Annotated in this window: 19 protein-coding genes; 6 read left to right on the top strand and 13 right to left on the bottom strand. The window is 64.5% G+C overall.

The genetic code is table 11. The features are described 5' to 3' along the window. Window positions 1-436: 436 nt before the first annotated feature. Window positions 437-1,312 carry a tol-pal system protein YbgF gene (gene ybgF / locus AC1DYK_RS09025; protein WP_478165963.1) on the top strand — a complete coding sequence of 292 codons (876 nt, stop codon included), beginning with the start codon at window positions 437-439 and terminating at the stop codon, window positions 1,310-1,312. A gap of 511 nt (window positions 1,313-1,823) precedes the next feature. Next, complete coding sequence (locus AC1DYK_RS09020; RefSeq protein WP_478165962.1) at window positions 1,824-3,461, top strand: alpha-amylase family glycosyl hydrolase; 1,638 nt, start codon at window positions 1,824-1,826, stop codon at window positions 3,459-3,461. Window positions 3,462-3,465: 4 nt separating this feature from the next. On the opposite strand, the gene AC1DYK_RS09015 is transcribed toward AC1DYK_RS09020, so the two are convergent. From AC1DYK_RS09015 to AC1DYK_RS09000, 4 genes are read right to left on the bottom strand one after another with little or no spacing between them, the layout of a single operon-like run. Next, a complete protein-coding gene (locus AC1DYK_RS09015; protein WP_478165961.1) occupies window positions 3,466-5,745 on the bottom strand; it encodes a CocE/NonD family hydrolase in 2,280 nt (759 codons plus the stop codon). After that, window positions 5,742-7,502: an ABC transporter ATP-binding protein/permease gene (locus AC1DYK_RS09010; protein WP_478165960.1), complete on the bottom strand. Its 1,761-nt coding sequence runs from the start codon at window positions 7,500-7,502 to the stop codon at window positions 5,742-5,744. The genes AC1DYK_RS09015 and AC1DYK_RS09010 overlap by 4 nt, the downstream gene beginning before the upstream one ends. Beyond that, entirely contained in the window at window positions 7,499-8,932 is a 1,434-nt protein-coding gene (locus AC1DYK_RS09005) for a glycoside hydrolase family 15 protein (RefSeq protein ID WP_478165959.1), read from the bottom strand. The genes AC1DYK_RS09010 and AC1DYK_RS09005 overlap by 4 nt, the downstream gene beginning before the upstream one ends. Continuing rightward, window positions 8,929-10,224, bottom strand: a complete 1,296-nt coding sequence (locus AC1DYK_RS09000) for a glucoamylase family protein (RefSeq protein ID WP_478165958.1) — start codon at window positions 10,222-10,224, stop codon at window positions 8,929-8,931. Before AC1DYK_RS09000 ends, AC1DYK_RS09005 begins: the two co-directional genes overlap by 4 nt. Before the next feature lie 127 nt (window positions 10,225-10,351). Here AC1DYK_RS09000 and AC1DYK_RS08995 point away from each other — a divergent pair, with 127 nt between their 5' ends. Next, complete coding sequence (locus tag AC1DYK_RS08995; RefSeq protein ID WP_478165957.1) at window positions 10,352-12,496, top strand: glycoside hydrolase family 3 N-terminal domain-containing protein; 2,145 nt, start codon at window positions 10,352-10,354, stop codon at window positions 12,494-12,496. 450 nt (window positions 12,497-12,946) lie between these two features. On the opposite strand, the gene AC1DYK_RS08990 is transcribed toward AC1DYK_RS08995, so the two are convergent. Continuing rightward, entirely contained in the window at window positions 12,947-13,252 is a 306-nt protein-coding gene (locus AC1DYK_RS08990; protein WP_478165956.1) for a winged helix-turn-helix transcriptional regulator, read from the bottom strand. Between the two features lie 3 nt (window positions 13,253-13,255). Beyond that, window positions 13,256-13,522 (bottom strand): DUF1488 family protein, encoded by a 267-nt coding sequence (locus tag AC1DYK_RS08985; RefSeq protein WP_478165955.1) that lies wholly within the window; start codon window positions 13,520-13,522, stop codon window positions 13,256-13,258. 243 nt (window positions 13,523-13,765) lie between these two features. Between AC1DYK_RS08985 and AC1DYK_RS08980 the strand changes: the two genes are divergently transcribed. Then, window positions 13,766-14,023 carry a hypothetical protein gene (locus AC1DYK_RS08980; protein ID WP_478165954.1) on the top strand — a complete coding sequence of 86 codons (258 nt, stop codon included), beginning with the start codon at window positions 13,766-13,768 and terminating at the stop codon, window positions 14,021-14,023. Window positions 14,024-14,074: 51 nt separating this feature from the next. Here the strand turns inward: AC1DYK_RS08980 and AC1DYK_RS08975 are convergent, their stop codons facing one another. The 6 genes from AC1DYK_RS08975 to AC1DYK_RS08950 all read right to left on the bottom strand — a co-directional run bounded on the left by AC1DYK_RS08975 (window position 14,075) and on the right by AC1DYK_RS08950 (window position 18,927). Next, window positions 14,075-14,320, bottom strand: coding sequence for a hypothetical protein (locus tag AC1DYK_RS08975; RefSeq protein ID WP_478091676.1), 246 nt, complete (start codon window positions 14,318-14,320; stop codon window positions 14,075-14,077). Window positions 14,321-14,639: 319 nt separating this feature from the next. Then, window positions 14,640-14,939 (bottom strand): hypothetical protein, encoded by a 300-nt coding sequence (locus tag AC1DYK_RS08970; protein WP_478165953.1) that lies wholly within the window; start codon window positions 14,937-14,939, stop codon window positions 14,640-14,642. 263 nt (window positions 14,940-15,202) lie between these two features. After that, entirely contained in the window at window positions 15,203-15,442 is a 240-nt protein-coding gene (locus AC1DYK_RS08965; RefSeq protein ID WP_478165952.1) for a hypothetical protein, read from the bottom strand. 43 nt (window positions 15,443-15,485) lie between these two features. After that, the gene (locus AC1DYK_RS08960) at window positions 15,486-16,475 is read right to left on the bottom strand and encodes a hypothetical protein (RefSeq protein ID WP_478165951.1); all 990 of its coding nucleotides are present in this window, start codon (window positions 16,473-16,475) and stop codon (window positions 15,486-15,488) included. A 1,095-nt stretch (window positions 16,476-17,570) separates the two neighbouring features. Further along, a complete protein-coding gene (locus AC1DYK_RS08955; protein ID WP_478165950.1) occupies window positions 17,571-18,014 on the bottom strand; it encodes a YdeI/OmpD-associated family protein in 444 nt (147 codons plus the stop codon). Between the two features lie 283 nt (window positions 18,015-18,297). Further along, window positions 18,298-18,927 (bottom strand): DUF2652 domain-containing protein, encoded by a 630-nt coding sequence (locus AC1DYK_RS08950; protein ID WP_478165949.1) that lies wholly within the window; start codon window positions 18,925-18,927, stop codon window positions 18,298-18,300. Between AC1DYK_RS08950 and AC1DYK_RS08945 the strand changes: the two genes are divergently transcribed. Continuing rightward, window positions 18,838-19,158: a high-potential iron-sulfur protein gene (locus AC1DYK_RS08945; protein WP_478165948.1), complete on the top strand. Its 321-nt coding sequence runs from the start codon at window positions 18,838-18,840 to the stop codon at window positions 19,156-19,158. The genes AC1DYK_RS08950 and AC1DYK_RS08945 overlap by 90 nt on opposite strands. Before the next feature lie 284 nt (window positions 19,159-19,442). Here AC1DYK_RS08945 and AC1DYK_RS08940 read toward each other — a convergent pair whose 3' ends face one another. Beyond that, the gene (locus tag AC1DYK_RS08940) at window positions 19,443-19,733 is read right to left on the bottom strand and encodes a hypothetical protein (RefSeq protein WP_478165947.1); all 291 of its coding nucleotides are present in this window, start codon (window positions 19,731-19,733) and stop codon (window positions 19,443-19,445) included. Window positions 19,734-20,376: 643 nt separating this feature from the next. Between AC1DYK_RS08940 and AC1DYK_RS08935 the strand changes: the two genes are divergently transcribed. Continuing rightward, window positions 20,377-20,886: a hypothetical protein gene (locus tag AC1DYK_RS08935; protein ID WP_478165946.1), complete on the top strand. Its 510-nt coding sequence runs from the start codon at window positions 20,377-20,379 to the stop codon at window positions 20,884-20,886. The last annotated feature ends 12 nt before the right edge of the window (window positions 20,887-20,898 follow it).

Genomic DNA, 20,898 nt, shown 5'->3' with positions numbered 1-20,898 from the left:
GCAGCCAGCTCGGCGATAGGGATCGCGTTGGGCATGTGCAGTTTATGTGGCTTCGGATCCGACTCCGCTTCGTCAATGCCAACGACCGGTCTCGCCAGAGAAGCGGAAGTTCAGGTCGACGAGACGTAGGACTGCTCGGGGCCCATCTGCGACATCCACGGTTCGCAAGCGAACGGCTGCAACCAGTCTGAACCGGTACTTGGGGCGGCTGACGACGTCCTGGGCCGATTCGGACTGCCAGTTGACGTGAGCGCCGAACGCGATGACGAAGTTCGGGGTAAGGGTTTCTCGCGAAACGCGAAGTCATGGCCACAGCGGCGGTTTGTTCGCTGGGTAAACCCCTGCACGCCAAACCTGGAGCAAGGGCGTCATGACCCTACTGACCTAAGTCTGTTTCCTTCAGGATCTAATTGACAACCGCCTTGGAGGAACGAATATGTCCGGATCGAGCACGCCCAGCGCGCTCGGCATATCGAGCGGCCTTGCTGGGCTGGGCCTGGCCCCGCTGACTGTCTTGGGGGTGATGTTCTGGGCTTTGTTAGGCGGCGACTTTCGCCGTCGGGTAGGTGCTGCATTGATGGGCGCGGGCGTGGCGTGCTCGATGGGCTGCACCGTGGGGCATGGCCTGTATGCCCTTTCAGCCGCGAGCGCCATCGAGTTGCGACAAAGGGTCTCTAATTCCCAGCAGCGCGTCGCAGATGACCTGAGAAAAGCCAATGAGGACAATGTCCAGCTTCGTCGCAGCATGCTCGATCTTTCCAACCAGATGGAGGAGTTGCGCAACGAAGTGGCAATCGTGCGCGGACAAAACGAGGAGCTGGCCCATGGCATGGCCGATATGCAGCGAAGCCGGACGGGCACGGTACAGAGGAGCGCTCGCGAGCGCAATGTCGAGTCGACCATGGTCTTGGTGGATGGCCAGCAGTTTGTCGTCGGGCCAGCCGAGAAGCACGAGTTTGAAGTGGCGCTTGCCACCCTTCGCGAAGGCGACATTGCTCAAGCACAAGATGGCCTTGTGGCTTTCATCAAGCATTACCCCCAAAGCAGATACAAGCCTTCTGCGCTGTTTTGGCTGGGCAATGTCCAGTACGCCCTGCACAACTACTTGGATGCTGAAGTCAATTTCCGGGCGCTGGTGACGGCCGAGCCCAGCCATCTGCGCGCACCCGACGCGCTGTTGTCTGTGGCCGATTGCCAAGTAGAACTCATGGATGTCAAAGCGGCCCGCCGGACGCTTCAAGACGTCGTAGAGGCGTATCCAGAATCCGAAGCGGCGGACGTGGCCGAGGAGCGCCTTACCAAGCTCCAATAAGCCGGGTATGGGAAGAGCCAAAGGCGCACGAGCCGCCCGGGGCAGGCGTCGCAAGGCAGCTATCGTGAAGACGTCCGGCCGCCGCCACGTGAATGGGCCGAACGCTTCTTCAACGTACAGCGTTGGACCGAGCTTCCACACGGCGGACACTTCGGCCGCGCTGGGGCAAACTAAATTGCTGGTCGAGGGTCCGCGCGCCTTCTTCCGACCCTTGCGGACAAATGCTTGATCGCAAACAACGGGGCGCGAGTTACGGCGGATCTGCAGCGGTTGCGGTCCTTCCGGGCCGGACGGCGAACTCACGCTGTGAGGCCGACTCCGTTCATCAGGTGCCAAAGAGGCCTCAGGATCGACGACCGGTCTCAAGGTAGTGCAGACATAGTCCGTTGCTGGCGCGCGGCGTCGTCGCGGCCCGACGACGTCTGGAAAGGTATTGGCCACAGCGTGGTGATGCCCTGCACACTTTCTGGAGACAATGGACCCTCTCGAAACCGAGCATGAGAGGATCAAGATGTCAGCCGACGACTGGTGGAAGTGCGGAATCGTCTATCAGGTCTACCCGCGTTCGTTCCAGGACAGCAACGGCGATGGCATCGGAGACCTCGACGGAATCCGCGCCCGGCTGGATCATCTGGTCTCGCTCGGCGTCGATGCCGTCTGGATCTCGCCGATCTATCCCTCGCCGATGGCCGACTTCGGGTACGACATCTCCGATTTTTGCGACATCGATCCGCGCTTCGGCACGCTGGACGGCTTCGATGCGCTGGTGCAGGAGGCCCACGCGAGAGAGCTCAAGCTCATCCTGGACTTCGTGCCCAACCACACGTCGGACCGTCATCCGTGGTTCGTGCAGAGCCGCAGCGCACGCAGCGATCCGCGACGCGACTGGTACATCTGGCGCGACCCGGCGCCGGGCGGCGGGCCGCCCAACAACTGGCTCAGCAACTTCGGCGGCCCGGCCTGGACCTTCGATCCGACCACCGGCCAGTACTACTGCCATTCGTTCCTGAAGGAGCAGCCCGACCTCAACTGGCGCAACCCCGACGTGCGAGCCGCGATGTACGAGGTGCTGCGCTTCTGGCTTCAGCGCGGCGTCGACGGATTCCGCGTCGACGTGCTCTCTCAAATCATCAAGGACGCGCAGTTCCGCGACAACCCGCCGAATCCGGACTTCGTCGAGGGCCAGGACCCATTTCACCGCTGGTTGATGCTCTACAACACGGACCTGCCGGAGGTGCAACCGATCGTGGCCGAGATGCGCCGCGTGGTCGACGCGTTCAGCGACACACGCTCGTCACGCGTGCTGATCGGCGAGCTCTACCTGCCGCTCACGCGCCTGGTCGCCTACTACGGACTCAACGCCGAAGGGGTGCTCGAAGGCGTGCAACTGCCCTTCAACTTTCAGCTGATCGCGACCGAGTGGCAGGCGGCGCGCATCGACCGCCTTGTGCGCGACTACGAAGCCGCCTTGCCCGCCGGCGCCCAGCCGAATTGGGTGCTGGGCAACCACGACAAACCCCGCATTGCGAGCCGCGTCGGGCCACAGATGGCGCGGCTCGCGGCCATGCTGCTGCTCACGCTGCGCGGCACGCCGACAATCTACTACGGCGACGAGATCGGCATGACGGACGTCGCCATTCCCGCCGATGAAGTGCAGGACCCGTTCGAGAAGAACAAGTCCGGCATGGGCCTGGGTCGCGATCCGGAGCGAACACCCATGCAGTGGAGCGCCGCAGAGCATGCGGGTTTCACGACCGGTACGCCGTGGCTGCGCTTGGCGGCCGACTGGCCCACGCACAATGTGGAAACGCAATCACACGACGCAGGGTCGATGCTGGCGCTCTACCGGCGCCTCATCGCGTTGCGCAGCGCGCAGCCTGCGCTGAACCGAGGCAACTATGAAGCGCTTGAAACCGAGGACGAGGTGCTCGCCTATGCGCGCAACGGCGAAGGACAGCGGCTGGTGGTGCTCTTCAACTTCGGCGCCACCTCGGCGCCGATTTCGCCGGCGTTGATGCCGCGCCAGCCGATCGTGCTGGCATCGACCGATCCTGCGCGCGCCGAGTTCATCAAGGGGCCCCTGGTGATGGCGCCTTACGAAGGCGTCGTTATCGGCGCCGTGAACGACAAAGGTCCGACGACACGATGAGCAATCAAGACTTGCCGGTCTGGATCTCGACGTAGCTGTGCGTATGCCAGCGCACGCGCACAGGCCACCTTGCGTCGGCAATGGTTTCCGAATTCACGTCCTTGCCGCTGCCGTAGTTGATCTGCCGGTCGGGGCGCCTGTTGAGGCCGATCAGCAGCACGATGCGGCTGCCCGCCGCAAGCCTGCAAGCCGTCACGCGTTCGGCGGTGAACGCAAGCAGCTGACGCTCGCCGGCCCGAAGAAGCCGGCGACGCACGCGATGGCCTGCGTAGCTGGCGCGGAAGTCGTAGGGATCGAACAGCAGTTGGTATTCGCCGCTTTCCGTCTGCTCGTACAGCGAGATGTTGAAGTCCACGTCCTGCCGCGAGGGCGTGATGTCGAACACGCCGCGCAGGCTGCCGACGATCTCGGTGTCCTCCGAGAGCGGATCACTGACAAAGCTGATGCTGTTGCGCGTCGGCAGTTGCTTCACGCGCAGCGCGTCCGGCCACGGGATGCGCACGTCACGTCGATCGGCGAGATCGACCGAGAGCCGCGCGCTGCCACCGCCTTCGGACGGCGACGGCAACAGGCGGTGCGGGTCGTCGCGCTCGCGGGTGTTGTCGAGGTAAAGGCGCAGCCGGGGGCGCTGCGGCGCGTCCAGCGTCGGCACATGGCGCCACTGGTCCGCGCCCATCACCTGGTAGTTGACGCGATCCATCAGCAGAGAAGGCTTGTTCGTGCCCTTCAGGATGTGGTCGAGCCATTGGTAGCGCAACTCGGGCAGGTCGACGCGTGCGACAGGGTCAAGCGTGTAGCCACGCAGCGTTGCCGCCGTGCCGAGCCGGATCGAGACCGCGTCGTAGGGGCCGAGCAGCAGCGTCGTGTCGGCCTGCGGCCGGTTGCGACGATGCTCGTGGTGGAAGTAGAGCGCGCCGGCGTCGGCGCCGTAGTAGCCGGCGAAGCTGAGCACCGGGATGTCGATTCGCGCGAACTGCTCCGCCGACGGCAAGAACTTCTGCCAGTAGCGATCGTGACTTGGGTGCGTCAGCCAGGTTCGGATCAGCCTGCTGCGCCTGCCCAGCAGGACGCGGTCCACGTCCCAGTAGGGGCGATCGCCACGATGCCAGCGCGCGTCGAGTGCCTGCCATATCGTGTCCGGGTCGGCGTCGACGTCGGCCCGCGGGGGCTCGCCATTCGCGTGCTCCTGCGCCCAGCGGACCATGGCGTTGCGGAAGATTTGTCCGGCCATTGGGAAGTCGATGCCCGGCGCCATCGGCGCGATCGTGGCGATGGCCTTGAGTGCCGCCGGTCTCCTACGGGCGGCGGCCCAGGCGGCGTAGCCGGAGTAGCCGTCGCCGAGCATGCAGACGCGGCCGTCGCTCCACGCCTGCCGGGCAATCCAGTCGATGACGGCGGCGGCGTCTTCGCCGTCGCGAACGAACGGCCACACGGCGCCCTTGCCGTCGGGCGTGCGTCCGCGCACGTACGCCGTGACGCCGACGTAGCCTTTGACGGCGCTGCGCTGGGCGTCGTCCTCGGCGGGATCGAGCGTGAAGCGCAGCAGCGCCGGCAGGGCGCCATTCGTGCGGCCGGGCCGAACCAGGCTCGCATGGATGACACCCGCGCGCACGGGAATCCTGACGTCAGCCTCCGCCACGTAGCGGTTGCGGTTTTCCGCCGCGAACAATTCGGGCAGCAGTGCACCGAAGCTGCGACGCGACTGGTACGAAAGCCAGGTTCGCACGAGCGCCAGAGCATCGGCCTCCGGGAGGCTGCCCTTCGCGCGCCAGAGATCGAAAGCTTGACGCAGCGGCTCTCGATACACCGCCAGCGGGGTTTCGAGCCGCGCCATGATGGCCTGGGCTTGCGCGTTGTCGAGCGGCGACACCAGTTCCTGGAACGAGCGCGCGTAGGCTTCGGCGAAGCCGAGGCGCTCGTCCGCTTCGAGTGCGCGCGCATGCGCATAGATGCCGTCGAGGATCGCACGCTCGACCAGGTCGTCGAACGGCTTGCCTTGGCGGCGGCGGCGCAGGGACCCGCTGCTGTCGTAGGCTGCACGGTAGGCGCCGCCGACGATCTGCAGAGCGGTCACGTTGGCCAGGAAGACATCGGTGTCCGCCTCCTGGTACACCGGCAAGATGCGCTGGGCCAGATCTCGCATCAGGTCCGCCGCGGTGGCATCGTCAGGATCGCGCGGTGGTCGGAATCCGAAATCCGCCGCCCAGGCCCACGCGGGCAGCGCAAGAATCAGCCGCATGAGAGCGCGACGCGCACGACTGACGGTTGACTCGGGGTGTCTCATGGTCGCTGCTCCTCGGGCACGGCGTTCGGCGCTTTGACCAGATGCACCACCTGCGTGAACAGCCGGTCGTGCGCCTCTCCGGCCGAGCCTATGTGGACAATGCCCGTGTGCGTGAGCTTGCCCAGCACGTCGATGATGAGTTCGAGCGTGTCGTCGTCGAACGCGCCGAAGGCTTCGTCCATCACCAACCAGGGCGGTGCCTGCAGCACCACGCGGGCGAAGCCCAGCCGCAACTGCTCGTCCATGCTGAGCTCGCTCTCCCAGCGACCCGTCTTGTTCAGCAATGGTTCCAAACGCTGGAGGCCCACACTCGCCAGTGCGGCCACCATGGCTTCTCTCGGGTAGCTCGACGGTTCCATCGCATACGACAGCACTTCGGCCAGCGTGCCGCGGGGAATGTAGGGCGTGCCGCGCGGCATGTAGTGGATCGTCTCGCCGACGGGCCGGCGCACGGTGCCGGAGCCCCAGGGCCAGAGGCCCGCGAGCGCCCGGAACAGCAAGGTCTTCTCGGTGCCCGGTGTGCCGAGGATCAAGACGCGCTGACCGCGGTGCACGACGAGACCCGGGGCGTCCAGCCGATCGTGGCCGGTCCAGGAGCGAACCCCGAGCGCTTCGATCGCGAGCGCCCCGGCTTCGCTCTCCTCATAGGCGATGCGACTGCCGCCTGCTTGTGCCTCCAGATCGGACGCCAGCATCCGACGCAGGTCGGCGACACGCAGCAGCGTGGCGCGCCAGTCGGCAATCATGCTGAAGTTGTCGACGAACCAGCGCAGCGACGACTGCGCCTGCGTGAAGGCCGCGGCAGCCATCATCAAGCCACCGAACGAAACCTTCCCCGAGAAGTAGAGGGGTGCGGCCACCAGCGTCGGCGCGATGATGGTGACCCAGCCGAAGCCCGCGGTGACCCAGGTCAGGTTGGTCAGCCCGAGCACCACGCGCGATGTGGCGCGCAAGACGTCGCCGAAATGCATGGCGACGCGACGCTTCTCGTCGGCCTCGCCACCAGCCAGGGAGATGCCGTCGAGATGCTCGTTGATGCGCGTCAGCGAGAAGCGCAATTCGCCTTCACGCGCGTAGCGCTCGGCGTTGCGCGAGATCAGGCCGTTGCCGACCCAGTAGGTGACCAGCGAGCCGGCGACCGCATAGGCAATCGCCGCCCACAACATGAAGCCCGGCAACACATGGTCCTTGCCGTCGAAGAAGAGGCTGAAGTCCTTGGAGAGGACCCACAGCACGCTCGCAAAGCTGCCGAACAGCATCGCTGCCTGCAACAGACCCACGCCGAGGGCGACCGACAGATCGCACAGCTTCAGCGTGTCTTCGTGCATGCGCTGATCCGGATGGGCCCCCATCGGGCCGCTGGCCTGGAGCCAGAACGCCCGGCGCGGCTGCAGCCACAGCCCCACGAGGTCATTGACCACGGCCTCGCGCAGCTTCAGCTGCAAGGTTTCGCCCAGCCACCTCTGCGCGACATTCAAGACCAGCAGCACGCCCGCAATGACCGCGAAGACGCCTACCTGCACGACGAATTCGCTCAGGTCGCGACGCGAGATCGCATCGTAGAACGGCTTGTTCCAGCTATTGAGCTCGATCTGCCCATACGCCGTGAGCGCGACGACCACGACGATCGCGCCCATCAGCGCGACAAGCGTTTTCGCGACCGGCGACACTCGCAAGGCGCCGAGCAACTCGCTGACCTGACGGAAGACACCGGTCCTTGCAGCCGGCTCGACACGGTTCTCTGGCCTCGCGCTCATCGCCACCGCGGCGCCTGACAAGCGGCGGCCGCGATGCGGCGCGCCGAGACACACGAAATGAACGCGGCGTGGCTCCAGGCCAGTTGCTTCGCCGAGGTCTGCGCGCCGCTGCACTGGTCGAACTGTTCCGACAGATCACCACCGGCCGGCGTGTACGCACGTACGGTGGCGAGGTAGGCGTCACCGCGCTCGAGCCAATGGCGTGCATCGCCGCCCATCGCCGCGGCGCGGAAACAGAACTCGGCGGCACCGAGCGTCGAGAAGTAGTACGCGCCGCCCGAGTAGTACACGTCGCCGGCGTACCGACCCATCGCCGCGCCACGGCCTGCGGCACGGCCGTGGTTGATTGGATAGGCCGCATCGAACAGCGCGTCGAGTCGCGCCAGCGTGGCCTGCATGCGCGGATCGGCCGGTCCGTGCGCGGCCGGCATGCGTGGATCGGCCGCGCAGCGCGCGGCCTCGGTGCCGAGGCTGTGGATCGCCGACAGGATCACCGCGATGTCCAGCGCCTTCGGACTGGGCCGGCCGTCCGCCAGCACGCGTGAACGGTAGTAGCCGCGCGTCGCGTCGCGATCGTCTGACCGTTCGTCTCGTTCGTCTACCCAGTAGTCGTCGAGCAGGCGCCGCACGGCCCGCGACTCCTCCCGGCAGCGCTGCGCCTGCGCCGTGTCGCCCAAGCCCTCCAGCCATGCCGCGCCTTCGGCCAGCGCGGCCCCTGCGACGCGCAGTGTGTAGTAGTGGTGGCCGAGTTCCTCCTCCCAGATGTCGTATGACGGCTCGCGCCAGTGACGCAGCGTGAAGTCGATGTCGAAACGGATCAGCGGCGTGACCTCCGCCAGCAGGGCCGCGTCGAGGTTCCCGCCGGCCGCCCAGCGCAGCAGCGCCATCGCGCGCAATGGCGGCCCGTCGTGCTGGGGGCGCGCCCATCGGAGGACATCGAGCGTACCGTCGGGGTTCACCCGCGTCTCGGCGGCGACGGCATCGCCGTGGGCGCCCGCGAGATCACGGTCCTCGCGCAGCCACTGCAGGAAGTCGGGGTCCACTCGCGCTCTGCGGTCGGGCACCGCGGCATCCGCGCGGCCGTCGAGTCGGTTCAAGGCAAGGCTGAAGCGGGTGAAATCGCGCAGATGCTGCAGGGCTTCGTCGCCGATGCGTCGGTCGACGTAGAGCAGGCGCAGTGCATCGATGACGACAGCAGAGTCTCGGAACCAATGAAAGAAGTAGTCCGGGTCCGGGTCGTAGCCGCCGAGTACGGGCGAGGCGACGATGGCGCCGGCGATCGGCCGTATGGTCTGACCGAAGCCTGGGCGATGCTTGACGATCGACACCGGCGAGATACTTGACAGCATCGCGCTCGCCGAATGGGACAGCTGTCTCTCGAGCCAGGACTCGAACGCCGGGTCTTGCTGGCTCGCCACGCTGAAGGTCACGGTGCAGGCGACCCGAGATGCGGGCTGCTGAAGTCCAAGGCGCGCAGCCCGGCCTGCACTTCGGGCACGCTCATGAACAGTTTCCACAGAAGGCCCGTCCGATGGTTCTCCATCATCACGACGATCGGGCCCTGGTCGATGGCAAGAAAGGTGTTTGCGAACCAGCCGCGCTGCGCGCAGAAGGCATCGACGAAGCCGTAGTCCCTCCACAGTCGCGCGCCATGCACCGTGAGGAAATGCCGCAGCACCTGCATCACCTCGGCGGGCGCATACGGCAGGCTGGACAGCGCCGCCGTCGGCGAGATGGTGCCGTTGTCGGTGTCCGGGGCGTGCGCGAGGTAGCCGTCGGGGTCGTCGCTGGCGGTCAGGCCCCAGCAAGATTCGCCGTAGCCCTTGTAGCCCTGTGGATTGGCGACACAATGCGCGCGGTTGATCCGCAGGTGGCGGCAGTTGAGATCCCAGTAGTCGGCGTAGCGATCCTTCAGGCCGTGCGGATCGAGTCCGCAGAACGAGTAATGCGTGAAGAACAGTGGGCCGCCGTACGGCATGCCCAGCGGCAACTCGACGCCGTAGTACGACTGGCCGTTGAGAAAGCCGGGCCCCGACGCGAAGCCTCGGTGGTAGACCCGCGGATCGATCGCATGGCGCGGCGAGGCCGCGGCCATCAGGTAGGTGATGAGGCACTCGTTCCAGCCGCGCACTTCATGGTTCATCGCCCAGCCGTGGTTCGGGCTCCAGTGCCAATACAGGACGTCCCGTCCGCCCTGGGTGAACCAGTTCCATTCGACGTCGTGCCACAGCGTGTCGATGTCGCTGCGCAACCGGCGCGCCGCGGTCGTGTCCTCGCTGAAATACTGGCGCGCACAGAGCAGGCCCATGCAGAGGAACGAGGTCTCGACCAGATCGCCCGCGTCGTCCTTGGGGCTCATCGGGATCGTCGCGCCGCTCGCCCCGTCCATGAAGTGCGGGAAGGCGCCGTGGTAGCGCTTGGCGCGCAGGAGGGCGTCCCGCATGCGCCCCAGGCGCTCCAGCGCTGCGTCCCGCGTGACCCAGCCGCGCTCCACCGCGACGATCAAGGCCATGATGCCGAAGCCCGTGCCGCCGACCGCGACCCTGTCGTCGGCCAGATCTTCGCCTGTGGGGCCGACGAGCGTGCGACGGTCGAGCGCCAGGCCGCTGGCGGCATCCGCACCGTCCCAGAAATAGCGGAAGGTCTGCCGCTGCACGGCGTCGATCAAGGCTTCATCGGGCAGGGCTGCCAGCGCCCTCGGGTTCCTGTCATCCTTCAACACGAACGGCTCCTTTCGTTGTCGCCCTGAGTGTCACGTTTGGTTTCACGGAATCATCGGCGCCACGCGGCCGATCGCCCCCCGCAGCATGCCATCATTAGGCCCCCTTGGGTTCTATTCGAAATCCCTGATGAGTCGCATCGATATCCTCATGGCCCGGATGACGCTAGCCGAAAAGCTGGGTCAACTGACGATGACTGCCTCCAGCTACACGGTCACCGGGCCGGTGCTTGCGGGGGACTCCACGCAGTCGATCATCGACGGCACCGTCGGCAATCTGCTGAACATGGTCGGCGCCGGCCCCACGCACGAGATGCAGCGACTGGCCGTCGAGAAGTCACGGCTCGGCATTCCGCTGCTGATCGGCCTGGACATCATTCATGGCCATCGCACGCTCTTTCCGATCCCGCTTGCGGAGGCGGGCACCTTCGACGAAGACCTCTGGGAGCGCACGGCGCGGGAGGCCGCGCGCGAAGGCGCTGCCGAAGGCCTGGCGATGACTTTCGCGCCGATGCTCGATGTATCGCGCGATTCCCGCTGGGGCCGCACCGCGGAAGGACCCGGCGAAGATCCTTGGCTGAACGCACGCATCGCGCAGGCCAAGGTGCGCGGTTTCCAGGGGGCCGATCTGTCATCGGCCGAATCGCTGGCCGCCTGTGCGAAGCATTTCGTCGCGTACGGCTCAGTCACCGCGGGGCGGGAGTACGCCGCCGTGGACATCTCCGAGCGCACCTTGCGCGAGGTGCATCTGCCGGGCTTCGCAGCAGCGGTCCGCGCCGGCGTCGCGACGCTGATGCCCGCCTTTACCGATCTCAACGGCGTGCCGATGACGGCGCACATCCCCTTGCTGCGCGACTGGCTGCGCGGCGAGATGGGCTTCGACGGCGTCATCGTCAGCGACTACAACGCGATCGCGGAATTGATCAAGCACGGCGTCGCGGCCGATCTCGTCGATGCCGCGGTACTGGCGCTGAAGGCCGGCGTCGACATCGACATGATGGCCGACGCGTATCGCAAGGGTCTGCCGATCGCGCTCGAGCGGGGACGGGTGACGATCGAAGAGATCGACGCGAGCGTGCGCCGCGTGTTGCGACTCAAGGAGCAGCTCGGCCTGTTCGACGACCCCTACCGTCGCGGCGCGACACCGGAACTCGCGGCGGTTGTCGCCGAGCGGCACAAGCTGGCGCGCGACGTCGGGCGCAGGGCCGTCGTCATGCTGAAGAACGAGCGGGACACCCTGCCCTTGCCTGCTGCGGCGAAGGCACTGTGTGTCATCGGCCCGCTGGCCGACGCAAGCACCGAGATGAAAGGCCCGTGGTGGGGTGCCGGCGAACACGAGCCGGCCGTCAGCGTGCTTGCCGGCTTGCGCGCCGCGCTGCCGCAGACCGACATACGCCATGCACCCGGCGTCGCCATCGAGGGCATCGACGACGGTGGCATCGAAGCTGCCGTCGCGCTGTGCGACGGCGTCGACGCCGTCCTGCTGTGCCTGGGCGAGCGTGCCACGATGAGTGGCGAGGCGGCGAGCCGCGCCACGCCCGCGCTTCCCGGTCGACAGCAGGCTCTGGCCGAAGCGGTGACGGCACGTGCACACGCGCTCGGCATCCCCGTCGTCGCGATCTTGTTTTCGGGCCGCCCGCTCGTCGTCCCCTGGCTGGCCGAGCACGCCGATGCGCTGCTGGCTGCGTGGTTCCTCGGCGTCGAAGCCGGCCACGCGATCGCCGACGTGGTCACGGGCCGGGCAACGCCTGGCGGTCGCACGCCGATGAGCTGGCCGCGCGCCGTCGGACAGCTGCCGATCTACTTCGGCCAGCGTCCCACCGGCCGGCCGATAAATCCCGCCGACTACTTCACGAGCAAGTACCAGGACGTCGAAAATACGCCGCTGTATGCCTTCGGCCACGGCTTGACTTACGGCCGGTTTTTCTACGACGAGCTTCAGGTCGAGCCGCGGCGCGTGTGCGAGCAGGACGCGCTGAAGATCAGCGTCAGACTGCGTAACGTTGGCGCGCGCGAGGCTGAAGAGACTGTCTTCCTGTTCGTTCGCGGCAAGCTAAGCCGTGTCACCCGGCCGTTGCTGGAACTCAAGGGCTACGCGAAGCTGCGATTGATGCCGGGCGTTGCCGGCTCGGTGAACCTGGAGCTGCCGGCGGCCGAGTTGAGCTACCTCGGGCCGGACCTGCAGCCCTTGTTCGAGGCGGGCGAAGTCGAGATCCTCGTCGGGCCGAGTGCCGAGCAATCAGGGTTGCTGCGCCAGACCATCGAGTTGTGTTGAAACCCTGGCAATCTGGGCGGCGGAAGCTTGGCGCATCTGCGCAGGGAGGGCGCGGTCCGGCGCGGACGAGTTGTGACGGCACGTGATTTCGTCCTGATCGTCCGTTGCCACCGGCGATCAGTCCGCATCGCCGAACCCGGATTTCATCGACGATGTCGGCGAAGGTCCAGTTCCGAAGGTAGAGCGGCCGTTCGTGGTGAAAAGTGCCAAGGTCTGCAATCGTCAGCCGCCGACATTCGACGGGGCGAAGGCGAACGGCGGCAACCAGTCTGAAGCGGGTACTCGAGCACGCATGCGCCAACGGTTGGACCCTGTTTCCGCTTTGGACGCGAAAGCGCGCGACGGATCCCGTGCCCGCTTTTCGATAGGCGTGGGTGCTTGCGAGTTGGGAGAACCTTTCGCCCAAGAAATGTTTCAAGCGGACGCCGTGCGCCGGCACCCCGAAGGATGTCAGCGGCGCCGGGGTGCAAATCGCCGAGCGGTGGCATCGGCATTGATCTCGAGGGCCGCTTCGTTGAAAAGCCGTGCCCTACCCTTGGTCGTCAGGCTGTATTGCCGTCGTTGCGGCGTCGCCGTATCGCCCGCGCCGGGAGCGACGGTGTCAGCGGGGGACACGAGTCCCTGATCTTGAAGGATTTCCAGGCGCGCTTGCAGTGTTGCACTGGAGATCGAGCCGGACTGGGCCAGCTCGGAGTCGAACTGCGACGAGCGGTCGCGAAGGAGGAAAAGGATGAGGGAGTTCTTGTCGAGGGTCATCGCTTACGGCGCCGTCGGCAAGGCGCGCAAGTCCGCATCGCGAAGCATGACGGGCTCGACCGAGCCATTGGCGACCCGGCGGCGCACCGCGGCATGGATTTCCTGAAGATGGTCGGCAAAGGTCGACAGGGGCGTGTCGTTATGCCCGGTCGGGTGATAGCGATAGTGGAGTGTCTCCTTACCGACACTCGCACCGACGTGCTGCTCGCCTATCGGCACCCAGAAACGGACAGTGCCCGACGATTCATGAAATGTCGATTCATCGGTCAAGATTTAGGCTTTCGGGAGATGAGGGAAGTCATCGTTCCAGAGGACGGCTCGCGTTCGATCGAACGAGGCGCGTCACACAATTGAAAAACCGCAGGCGGCGCTGGCAGCAGAGACCGAGGTCGTTCCCATCGTAGTGCATTGGCCGTGTGATCAGGCGAGGGGGAGCGAAATAAGGGCATTCAGGACAACGCGCGCTTGCGAATGCCGCACACTCCACGCTCCACATCGCCTGAAAGGCACCTCATGTCCATGACCATTTCGCAGGCGATCGACCGTCTCAATCAGATTCCGAACGATCTCGATATTCGAGGTCGACTCGAGGCCTTCGAGTTGTGCGCGCCCAATCACAAAGGCCGACCCGGCGACATCAGCATGGTCAAGTCCGCGCTGTGGCAAGGGCAGCTGCGCATCGACGCCGACACCCTGAAAATCATACAGGCCATCGCGGTTGAATCTGCAAAATCGCAGGAGGCGTTGACACTGGCAGGGGCCAGAGCTTGAGATCCAACGCCTGCGCGCTCCGCTTTCCGCTCCTCTCGGCCGGAGGTTTTACTACGAGATGTGGAAGCGGCCGATAGCGTCGCGCTGCGCATTCACGATCGCGGCAAATGCATCGTCGATACTGCAGTCGCCCGTGTTGACGACCAGAGAGTCGGCCCAGTTCTTTCCGGCGTGATCGGACTTCGCGAGCTTGTACTGAACGCTCACCTTGAGGCCCGTGCAGCCGGAGGTTCTGCGAGCCTTGTCGGTGATCCATTCGCTCAATTCTTCGAGTGTGACCGGCTGAGTTTTTGCCATTGTGTCCTTGTATGCAGGTGCATTGTTCTACACGGAAATTCTCGAAATACAAAAGGTATTTTCGACCTCACCAGAGCCACCGCTTGGAGGGCAGTGCCCCACCCATCAAAGCGGTCGAAGGCTGGCTTTGCAGCGGTTGCTGCCGATCACGGGCGGTCCCCGAACGCACGCTCTTGGCCGCATACAGGTCATTTTGGGTAGGACGGAACTCCTGGAGCGGATGCACGTTTCTAGAGACGCAACTGAGTGCGCACCAAAGCTACCGTTCAGACGAGGTCTTCACTAGCGGACCTCGGCTGTCGCACCGCGGGCCCACCTTTCACGGGCCGTTGAGCGCCTGCAGCCCCCGACCGGCCACGAACGTTCGCCGACGCCGAGCGGCCACCAGGGTCACCGCCGCACAACACACCAGGTTGAGCATCGCAATCAGCGTGAAGAACAGGTCGCAGGCGACGAAGGCCCCATAAGCAACAGCCGTCGCATTGGCCACGACCCAGGATCCCCAGGTTAGCAGGGAGATGTCGCGTGCGCCGTCAGCGCTGCGCCAAACCGCCCTCAATTGCGGTACGTAGGTGAAGATCCGCGCCGCGTTGGTCAGGATGTAGAACCAAGCGATCATTGTGTCTGACGCGTGGGGCGCCGGGATGGGAAGCAGGGTCATCTTGCGGCGATCAGCGTCGGTATCGAGTTGTAGACGCCTGCCCTATCTTCGAATGCGCAGACTGCGACGTCATGGTGTTGTCGTCCGCGATGCTGCCGCCGACGGCGTTCTCGATGTCGGCGTCGCTCGGATTTCCTTTTGCCACGCAGGAGCTCGGCGACGCTCATCATGTGGCTGGATCGATAGGCCGCATTGCGGCATCCGCGAAATTTCCGGGGGAATCACTGAGTGGAGCGACGGTAAGTTCGCGCGAGCATGCCCGCATCGACATGCGAGAGAGATGCCTCACGCGCCTCGGCCACCTGATCGGCCGGCGGCAGCGCCGCCTCAATATCAGTCAGGACCTGCGGCAGCGCAAGCGCCTGCCATCGATTGGAAGTGGTCAGCGCGAGCACTGCAAACACCACCAGCGGCGCGGCGAACCACACTCGTGTATGAAGCACCAATGCGGCAAGGATCATGACGAAGCTTTCGATCCACTGCGGTGGTCGCAGGCGTGTCGATTCACTGGCGAGCCTCCGCATTGAAGAGCCAGGTGTCGAGAAGCGCCGTTCCCTCCGGGCCTACGCGGAGCGCCCGGCCCTTTCCCGTGCGCGAATTGAGCGTGTAGACCCACAGCACCGTTGTGCCGCGCGCTGTTGCGAAGATCGATTCGCCTTCCGACTCGGCAAGTGCAATTTGGTTGCCGAGACCCGCACAGCCTACGCCCGCACGTGAGGCGAATCCGCAGTCGGGGCGCTCGGGTCCGTTCAGAAGCGACGCCACCGAGGGTTGTTCGGTCGGCCAGAATGTGACCTCCTCGAGCCGTTCGCGCACGCAGGCCTGCTCCGCACCATTCATGACCCCATCGAGCCCGTCGTGGGGAAACTCGTATTTGCGCACCAGCAGCACGCCACTTCGGGTCGTCGGATTGACCAGCAGCACGAGCCACGACGCACCGGCGTGCTCGCGCAGCAGACTGGCGCGCAATCGTTGGCGGAGCTGCGCGACGAATCGCTCTCGTTCGCCGGACTGGATGGCGCCGCTGTCCATCGCCCGCTCGGCCACTGTCCCGGCATCCAAGGACATCGCGGCCATCGCCTCGAGCTCGACGCGCACGCGCGAGTTCAACGCGCTGCGAGTCGAGACCCCATCGGAGGCGCTGGCATCGCTGGCGATCTCGTTCGCATAGAACAAGCCGGTATAGCCGGCTTGCGTCGTGCTTCTGATGGCTTGCTTGAGCGAACGGCATTCGCCATCTGCATGCGCCGTGCCAAAAGCCAACATGCCAGCCACCAAAAACAGAACAATATGCAGCCACCTGGTTGCGACGCATGTAATCGAGACGGCGTAACGTCGATGTTGTACAGCCTTCCAGGACGTGAACGCAAAAACCGCTGCTCCCATGCAAGGTTTCATCGCCGACGCCAGACCTAGCCAAGCCAACCCGACCAAGGGGCGGGCGAACAACAACGCCGAACCGCGGCGCTCTGCAAAACCGAGTAGGGACTTCATCGTGGGCTCTCCTCCTTCAACGGTCTGCGGTGGCTGCCCGTGGAAGGCATGGTCGCGGCGCCTGAGCTGCCCGGCGCACCAACGTTCAATACTGACCGGCGGGCCCTGGCGTCGTTGTGAGATGACTCAAGCAGGCGGCCGCTGGCCAGCCGGGCCTGCGGCAGGCCTTCGCCCCAGTCTGGTACGCGTCAGATCAGGCTCGGGCGCGCACGGCAGGCCGAGTTGGCGCTTCGAAGGCACTGGTCAGCCGGCTGCTGACCGACCTAGCCAAGGGCGGCTACGTCGAAGTCTCGCGCGAGCGCATCGCGCTGACGGAAAGTTGCCACTCCGCCGTTAACTGCGCTACTTTTCGTAGCGCACGACGCCGTCCCAACGGGACAACTGCTCCCGGACTTCCAATGGTCTGCACTGTGCTTGCAACCAGCGCACGCGAGGATCGCCTGCCCACACGGGCGCGCCAATCGCCGCTTGGAGCTCTTGCAGATCGGCTACCTGGCGCAACCCTTCCAGCATGCGACTGGCTTGCGGTCCGGCTTGCTGCACACGCTCGTCGGTCGGTCGGCAACTCGGTCAAGCAGGTTCCTCGGAATGGCGGTCTCCATATGCACCTTTTGGGCCATCCTAGGCGCCGACTGCGACAATTGCTGGACCAAGAAGGCGGGATCTCGATCATCGGCGTGCTGGACCTGTATGAGGGAACGATCCCGGTGTAGTTCGTTTTGAGGCCCTGGCATATGGATCTTCGCGAAGCCGCCCGCCTGACCGACCACCCGGGGAGCGGTTTTTCGTTGTATTGCATGCCCCTGCGGGCGTCTTCGACGAGATGGTGCGCGCGGCCGAGGCGAAATCGCTTCGATCCATCCGCCTGATCGCGGTTCTCGACGAGCTCTACAGCGAGCACGACCTCGGGCGAAGGTCAAGTTCCGAAGTTGGACCGGCCGTTCGCAAAGAAAAGGGCCAAGGTCGGGTTTCGGCGACCGCCGTCATTCGGCAGCCAAATTCGAAGGACAGCAGACAGTCTTTCCCTGCCGTAGACCCGCATGGCTCGGTCGGCTAAATCGGACCGCCATAGGCGGGTCCGTTTGAAGCAAGCGGCTAGGCCGCACTTTGCCGTAAATCAGCGACGAGCTTGCTAACTCTGCGTTGCCGGGTTTCTGGAGATTTGGCCTCTTCGATCGCCGTAACGTACTTGCGTTTGAGACCGAAGGGCAAGCGATCAAAGGCCGATCTCGCTTCCGATGTCTTGTTCAGCGCCGCCGCGAGATCTGCCGGCTCAGACACTACTCTTGGCTCAGTGTCGAGTTCAAGAAAAACTTGGATCAGATCACCTTCGGCTATCCCGCTTGCGGTTCTATTGGCTGCGCTGATACCAATCAAGCACTGCCCGCGCATCAAGGCAACCCTGCTTCGCCAGGCGTGACCGTTGATCGAGACTGCGACGAGCGGTCGAGCGTCAGAACCGAGCGCCTCCATGACAGGTGCGGGAACTACAACGGCGGTTGCGTTGCCGGATGGAATGACTCTGGCTTGAAACTTCACGTCGGTGGGGGAATGAAGAAATGGTTGTGGGCGGCCCAACGGTTGCTGGTTCAGGTCTGTGAGCGAATTCGTTTCAAGCACTATAGCTTGCGCACCGAACCGCCGGCCCCTTGAGTGTTTTGGCGTTGAACTTGCCATCGTGGTGAACGGCGGCTTTGCGGGTTGCTGTCCTTCCCTCCCGCGGGGCGAACTCAAGCTATGAGGCCGACTCCGGTCATCCAGATGCCAAGGAGCCTCTCGCAGCTCGAGCCCACTCCCGACCACACGCGCGGCGAAGCGCTTTTCATGTGGGGGATTCGGTGACCGTCGCCTTCGCCTCGGCCAGGTACGGCGCCATCGAACGGTGCCGATACGCCACCTCCCCGATCTCGTCGTAGCTGCAGTGGCCACACTCGAACGACGAGGCCGTCGCGGTGCCGTCGGCCAGCTGGTTCAGCGTCTCCTCGCTCACCAGCAGGTACTCGGACTCGGGCACCTGATTCTTCAACAGCCGGTGCGCGACGATGATGCTCTTGCCGATGAATTTCGAATGTCCCTTGACCTGCATGGTCCTGGCCGGCCCGAAATGCGCGATGAACTTGAGCGACAGGCAATGGACGCTGGAACAGGCGCCGCATGCGCAGGTGCGCAGGATCTCGATCCGCTTGATGTGCGAATGGAAGTCCACGAACATCTTCCGTGCCTGCGCCAGAAGCTCGTCCAGCGACGGCGGCGCGCCGGGACGAACGAACAGCACCGCATCGCCTTCGAACTCGGACACCTCCAGCCCGAGTTGGTTGGCGTCCACGATCAACTCCAGCAACTCCTTGATGATGTGCTGGCTATGGCTCACCTCGGTCTCGGTCACGAACTTCGTGAAACCGCTGATGTCCGGAATGAAGAAGAGCATGTTGTCGGGATCTGTTGTCGCCATGGCTCGCTCCAAGGATTTGCGTCATCACATTCAACCACGCGCCCACGCAGGTCAGCCACAGCCATAACAAGACCCCGAAGGCAGCCCCGTCTTGCGATAAGCGAGGCCGAGCGACCGCGAACGCCACGGCCCACCTGGTGCCTGCTGTTTCCAGGCAAGACCGTCGCGGCGAAGGGCTGGTGCAGCGCTTACGTGAAGAAGGCTTGGTTCTGTCACCCTTCCGGCACGTAGGAGCCAGTTCGTTTTGCTGGCCAAGCGATACCTCGTTGCGGACTGAAGGCTCGCCACACGGCGCAAGCGTTGTAGCGTCTACGCTGCTACCTGCGGAGACTGCGCGCAGGGTGAGGGGCTGGCTTGCCTTCGAAACTCAGGCTGACATCAACAATGGGAGCTGTGGACCAACGCGTTGCGCGAGAGAAAGTTCGCCACGGCGTCGTTGACCACTTCCGGATGTGTCACGGGGCCCATGTGACCCAGATCGTCAAACTCAAGCAACACCGGGTCCGGTGCCTGCCTCACGCACACTGGGAATCCGGTATGTCATCGGTGCTCCTTGAAACGCGGCTCATGTGCCGCACCATCGCGACCTCGGGTGAATCGTGCGTCTCGGTCCCGCTGCAGGCGATCGGCGCCTGCGACGGATAGGGAATCGGTTGCGGAATCAGGACAAGGACGATCGCGCTCGCGAGAGCTGCGACGGCGACGGCCAGCACCATCAGCGCTTTTCGCAGAGAGCGCGTGGTGGCGCTGGCTCCCGCCCGCTCGACAGCGTCGGTCCGCGGCGGTTCCTGACGGATGGATTTCATGGAACGTCTCCTGAAAATCTGTGCATCCTCGTCTGCCTCGCGGCAGGTCGCTCGAGTTCCCATTGTTGCGTGGGCGCGCTGGGCTGTATGTGCGATTCGGCACACCAGCGCCCATCTCGATGTTGGCCCTACGGTGCACGGCCTCGCCCTTGGCCAAGGCGCCGGAAGGCTCGCAGTGTTCAGCGAAGCCCGGCAGCTATGCCTGCCAAGTCAACGAGTACGAGAACACTGGAGGTTGATATCAGTCGGGGGTCGGCGCGCGCTGCGCCTGATGGCGAAGGCGGTGGAGGCCTGCGTGTCGCTCCAGGGCGCCAAGATCGAGCAGATCCAGCTCTGACTAGCACCATTGCGGTTGCTGTGGGCTCCGGGCTATCGAAGGAGGATCAGTTTGGGCACAGCATCGGAGCCTGCCCACACGATGGCGTTCTGTTGGTAGCGATCCCCTTAGCTCACGCGCCGCGTCTCCGGTTCCTGACCGCAGTCCGACCAATTGTGTTGCGGCGCAACACAAACATGACGCCGCTGCACCAAAGGCCAATATCGAAAATCTCGAACCGAGGTTAGCTTGGCAGTAGCTTGAGGGCCAAGACACAGGACCTCATAAATTCAACAAGGGCCTCTAGCTAGAAGGACTTCTCATTTCATGCAAACAATCTCACTTCGCACGGGCTACGCCCATCTGGTGGCAGTGGTCACCATCCTGTCGGGCATCGCGTTCTTCGTCGTCCCGAGCTTCGTCGCGGTCGACGACTTCAAGATTGGAACGCTTCAACTCCATCTTCCTGAAGGGCTTGCCGCGTTGATCATCCGTGGTCTGGGCGCTCTCATGATTTTGCAGGTCCCCGTGATGTACGCGCTGACCTGGCGGCACAACCAAAAGGACCACAAGATCACGCTGGCCGAGAGAAGCATCACCTTTCCTCGCCACAGCTTTCTGCGTCTTCGCCGGAGCGTCGAGATCACGCTTGGGTACGAAGCCATCACCAAAGTCGTGATCACAAAAACCGATGAGGAGAACAAGGTGGAGTTCGTCGCGCCATCCAAAGGTGTCAAGGCGCAGTTCGATGCCGATGAGATGACACCCTCTTCGGACATCGTGCTGGTATCCACGCTCAAGCGCAAAGCCGCCAACGCGACTTTCAAAGCGATTTGAACGGAGGATTCA

The organism is Variovorax sp. P2_H12 (assembly GCF_056403395.1).
Note: the sequence above shows the minus strand (reverse complement) of the source record. Positions and strands in the feature narration are given on the sequence as shown.

Bases quoted from the DNA above. Each gene is read 5' to 3' on its own strand.
- AC1DYK_RS09020 (WP_478165962.1), top strand. From the start codon at position 1,824: ATGTCAGCCGACGACTGGTGGAAGTGCGGAATCGTCTATCAGGTCTAC.
- AC1DYK_RS09010 (WP_478165960.1), bottom strand. From the start codon at position 7,502: ATGAGCGCGAGGCCAGAGAACCGTGTCGAGCCGGCTGCAAGGACCGGT.
- AC1DYK_RS08940 (WP_478165947.1), bottom strand. From the start codon at position 19,733: ATGAAATCCATCCGTCAGGAACCGCCGCGGACCGACGCTGTCGAGCGG.
- AC1DYK_RS08970 (WP_478165953.1), bottom strand. From the start codon at position 14,939: ATGATCGCTTGGTTCTACATCCTGACCAACGCGGCGCGGATCTTCACC.
- AC1DYK_RS08980 (WP_478165954.1), top strand. From the start codon at position 13,766: ATGTCCATGACCATTTCGCAGGCGATCGACCGTCTCAATCAGATTCCG.
- AC1DYK_RS08990 (WP_478165956.1), bottom strand. From the start codon at position 13,252: ATGACCCTCGACAAGAACTCCCTCATCCTTTTCCTCCTTCGCGACCGC.
- AC1DYK_RS08995 (WP_478165957.1), top strand. From the start codon at position 10,352: ATGAGTCGCATCGATATCCTCATGGCCCGGATGACGCTAGCCGAAAAG.
- AC1DYK_RS09015 (WP_478165961.1), bottom strand. From the start codon at position 5,745: ATGAGACACCCCGAGTCAACCGTCAGTCGTGCGCGTCGCGCTCTCATG.
- AC1DYK_RS08975 (WP_478091676.1), bottom strand. From the start codon at position 14,320: ATGGCAAAAACTCAGCCGGTCACACTCGAAGAATTGAGCGAATGGATC.
- AC1DYK_RS08960 (WP_478165951.1), bottom strand. From the start codon at position 16,475: ATGAAGTCCCTACTCGGTTTTGCAGAGCGCCGCGGTTCGGCGTTGTTG.
- AC1DYK_RS08945 (WP_478165948.1), top strand. From the start codon at position 18,838: ATGGCTCACCTCGGTCTCGGTCACGAACTTCGTGAAACCGCTGATGTC.
- AC1DYK_RS08935 (WP_478165946.1), top strand. From the start codon at position 20,377: ATGCAAACAATCTCACTTCGCACGGGCTACGCCCATCTGGTGGCAGTG.
- AC1DYK_RS08965 (WP_478165952.1), bottom strand. From the start codon at position 15,442: ATGATCCTTGCCGCATTGGTGCTTCATACACGAGTGTGGTTCGCCGCG.
- ybgF (WP_478165963.1), top strand. From the start codon at position 437: ATGTCCGGATCGAGCACGCCCAGCGCGCTCGGCATATCGAGCGGCCTT.
- AC1DYK_RS08950 (WP_478165949.1), bottom strand. From the start codon at position 18,927: ATGGCGACAACAGATCCCGACAACATGCTCTTCTTCATTCCGGACATC.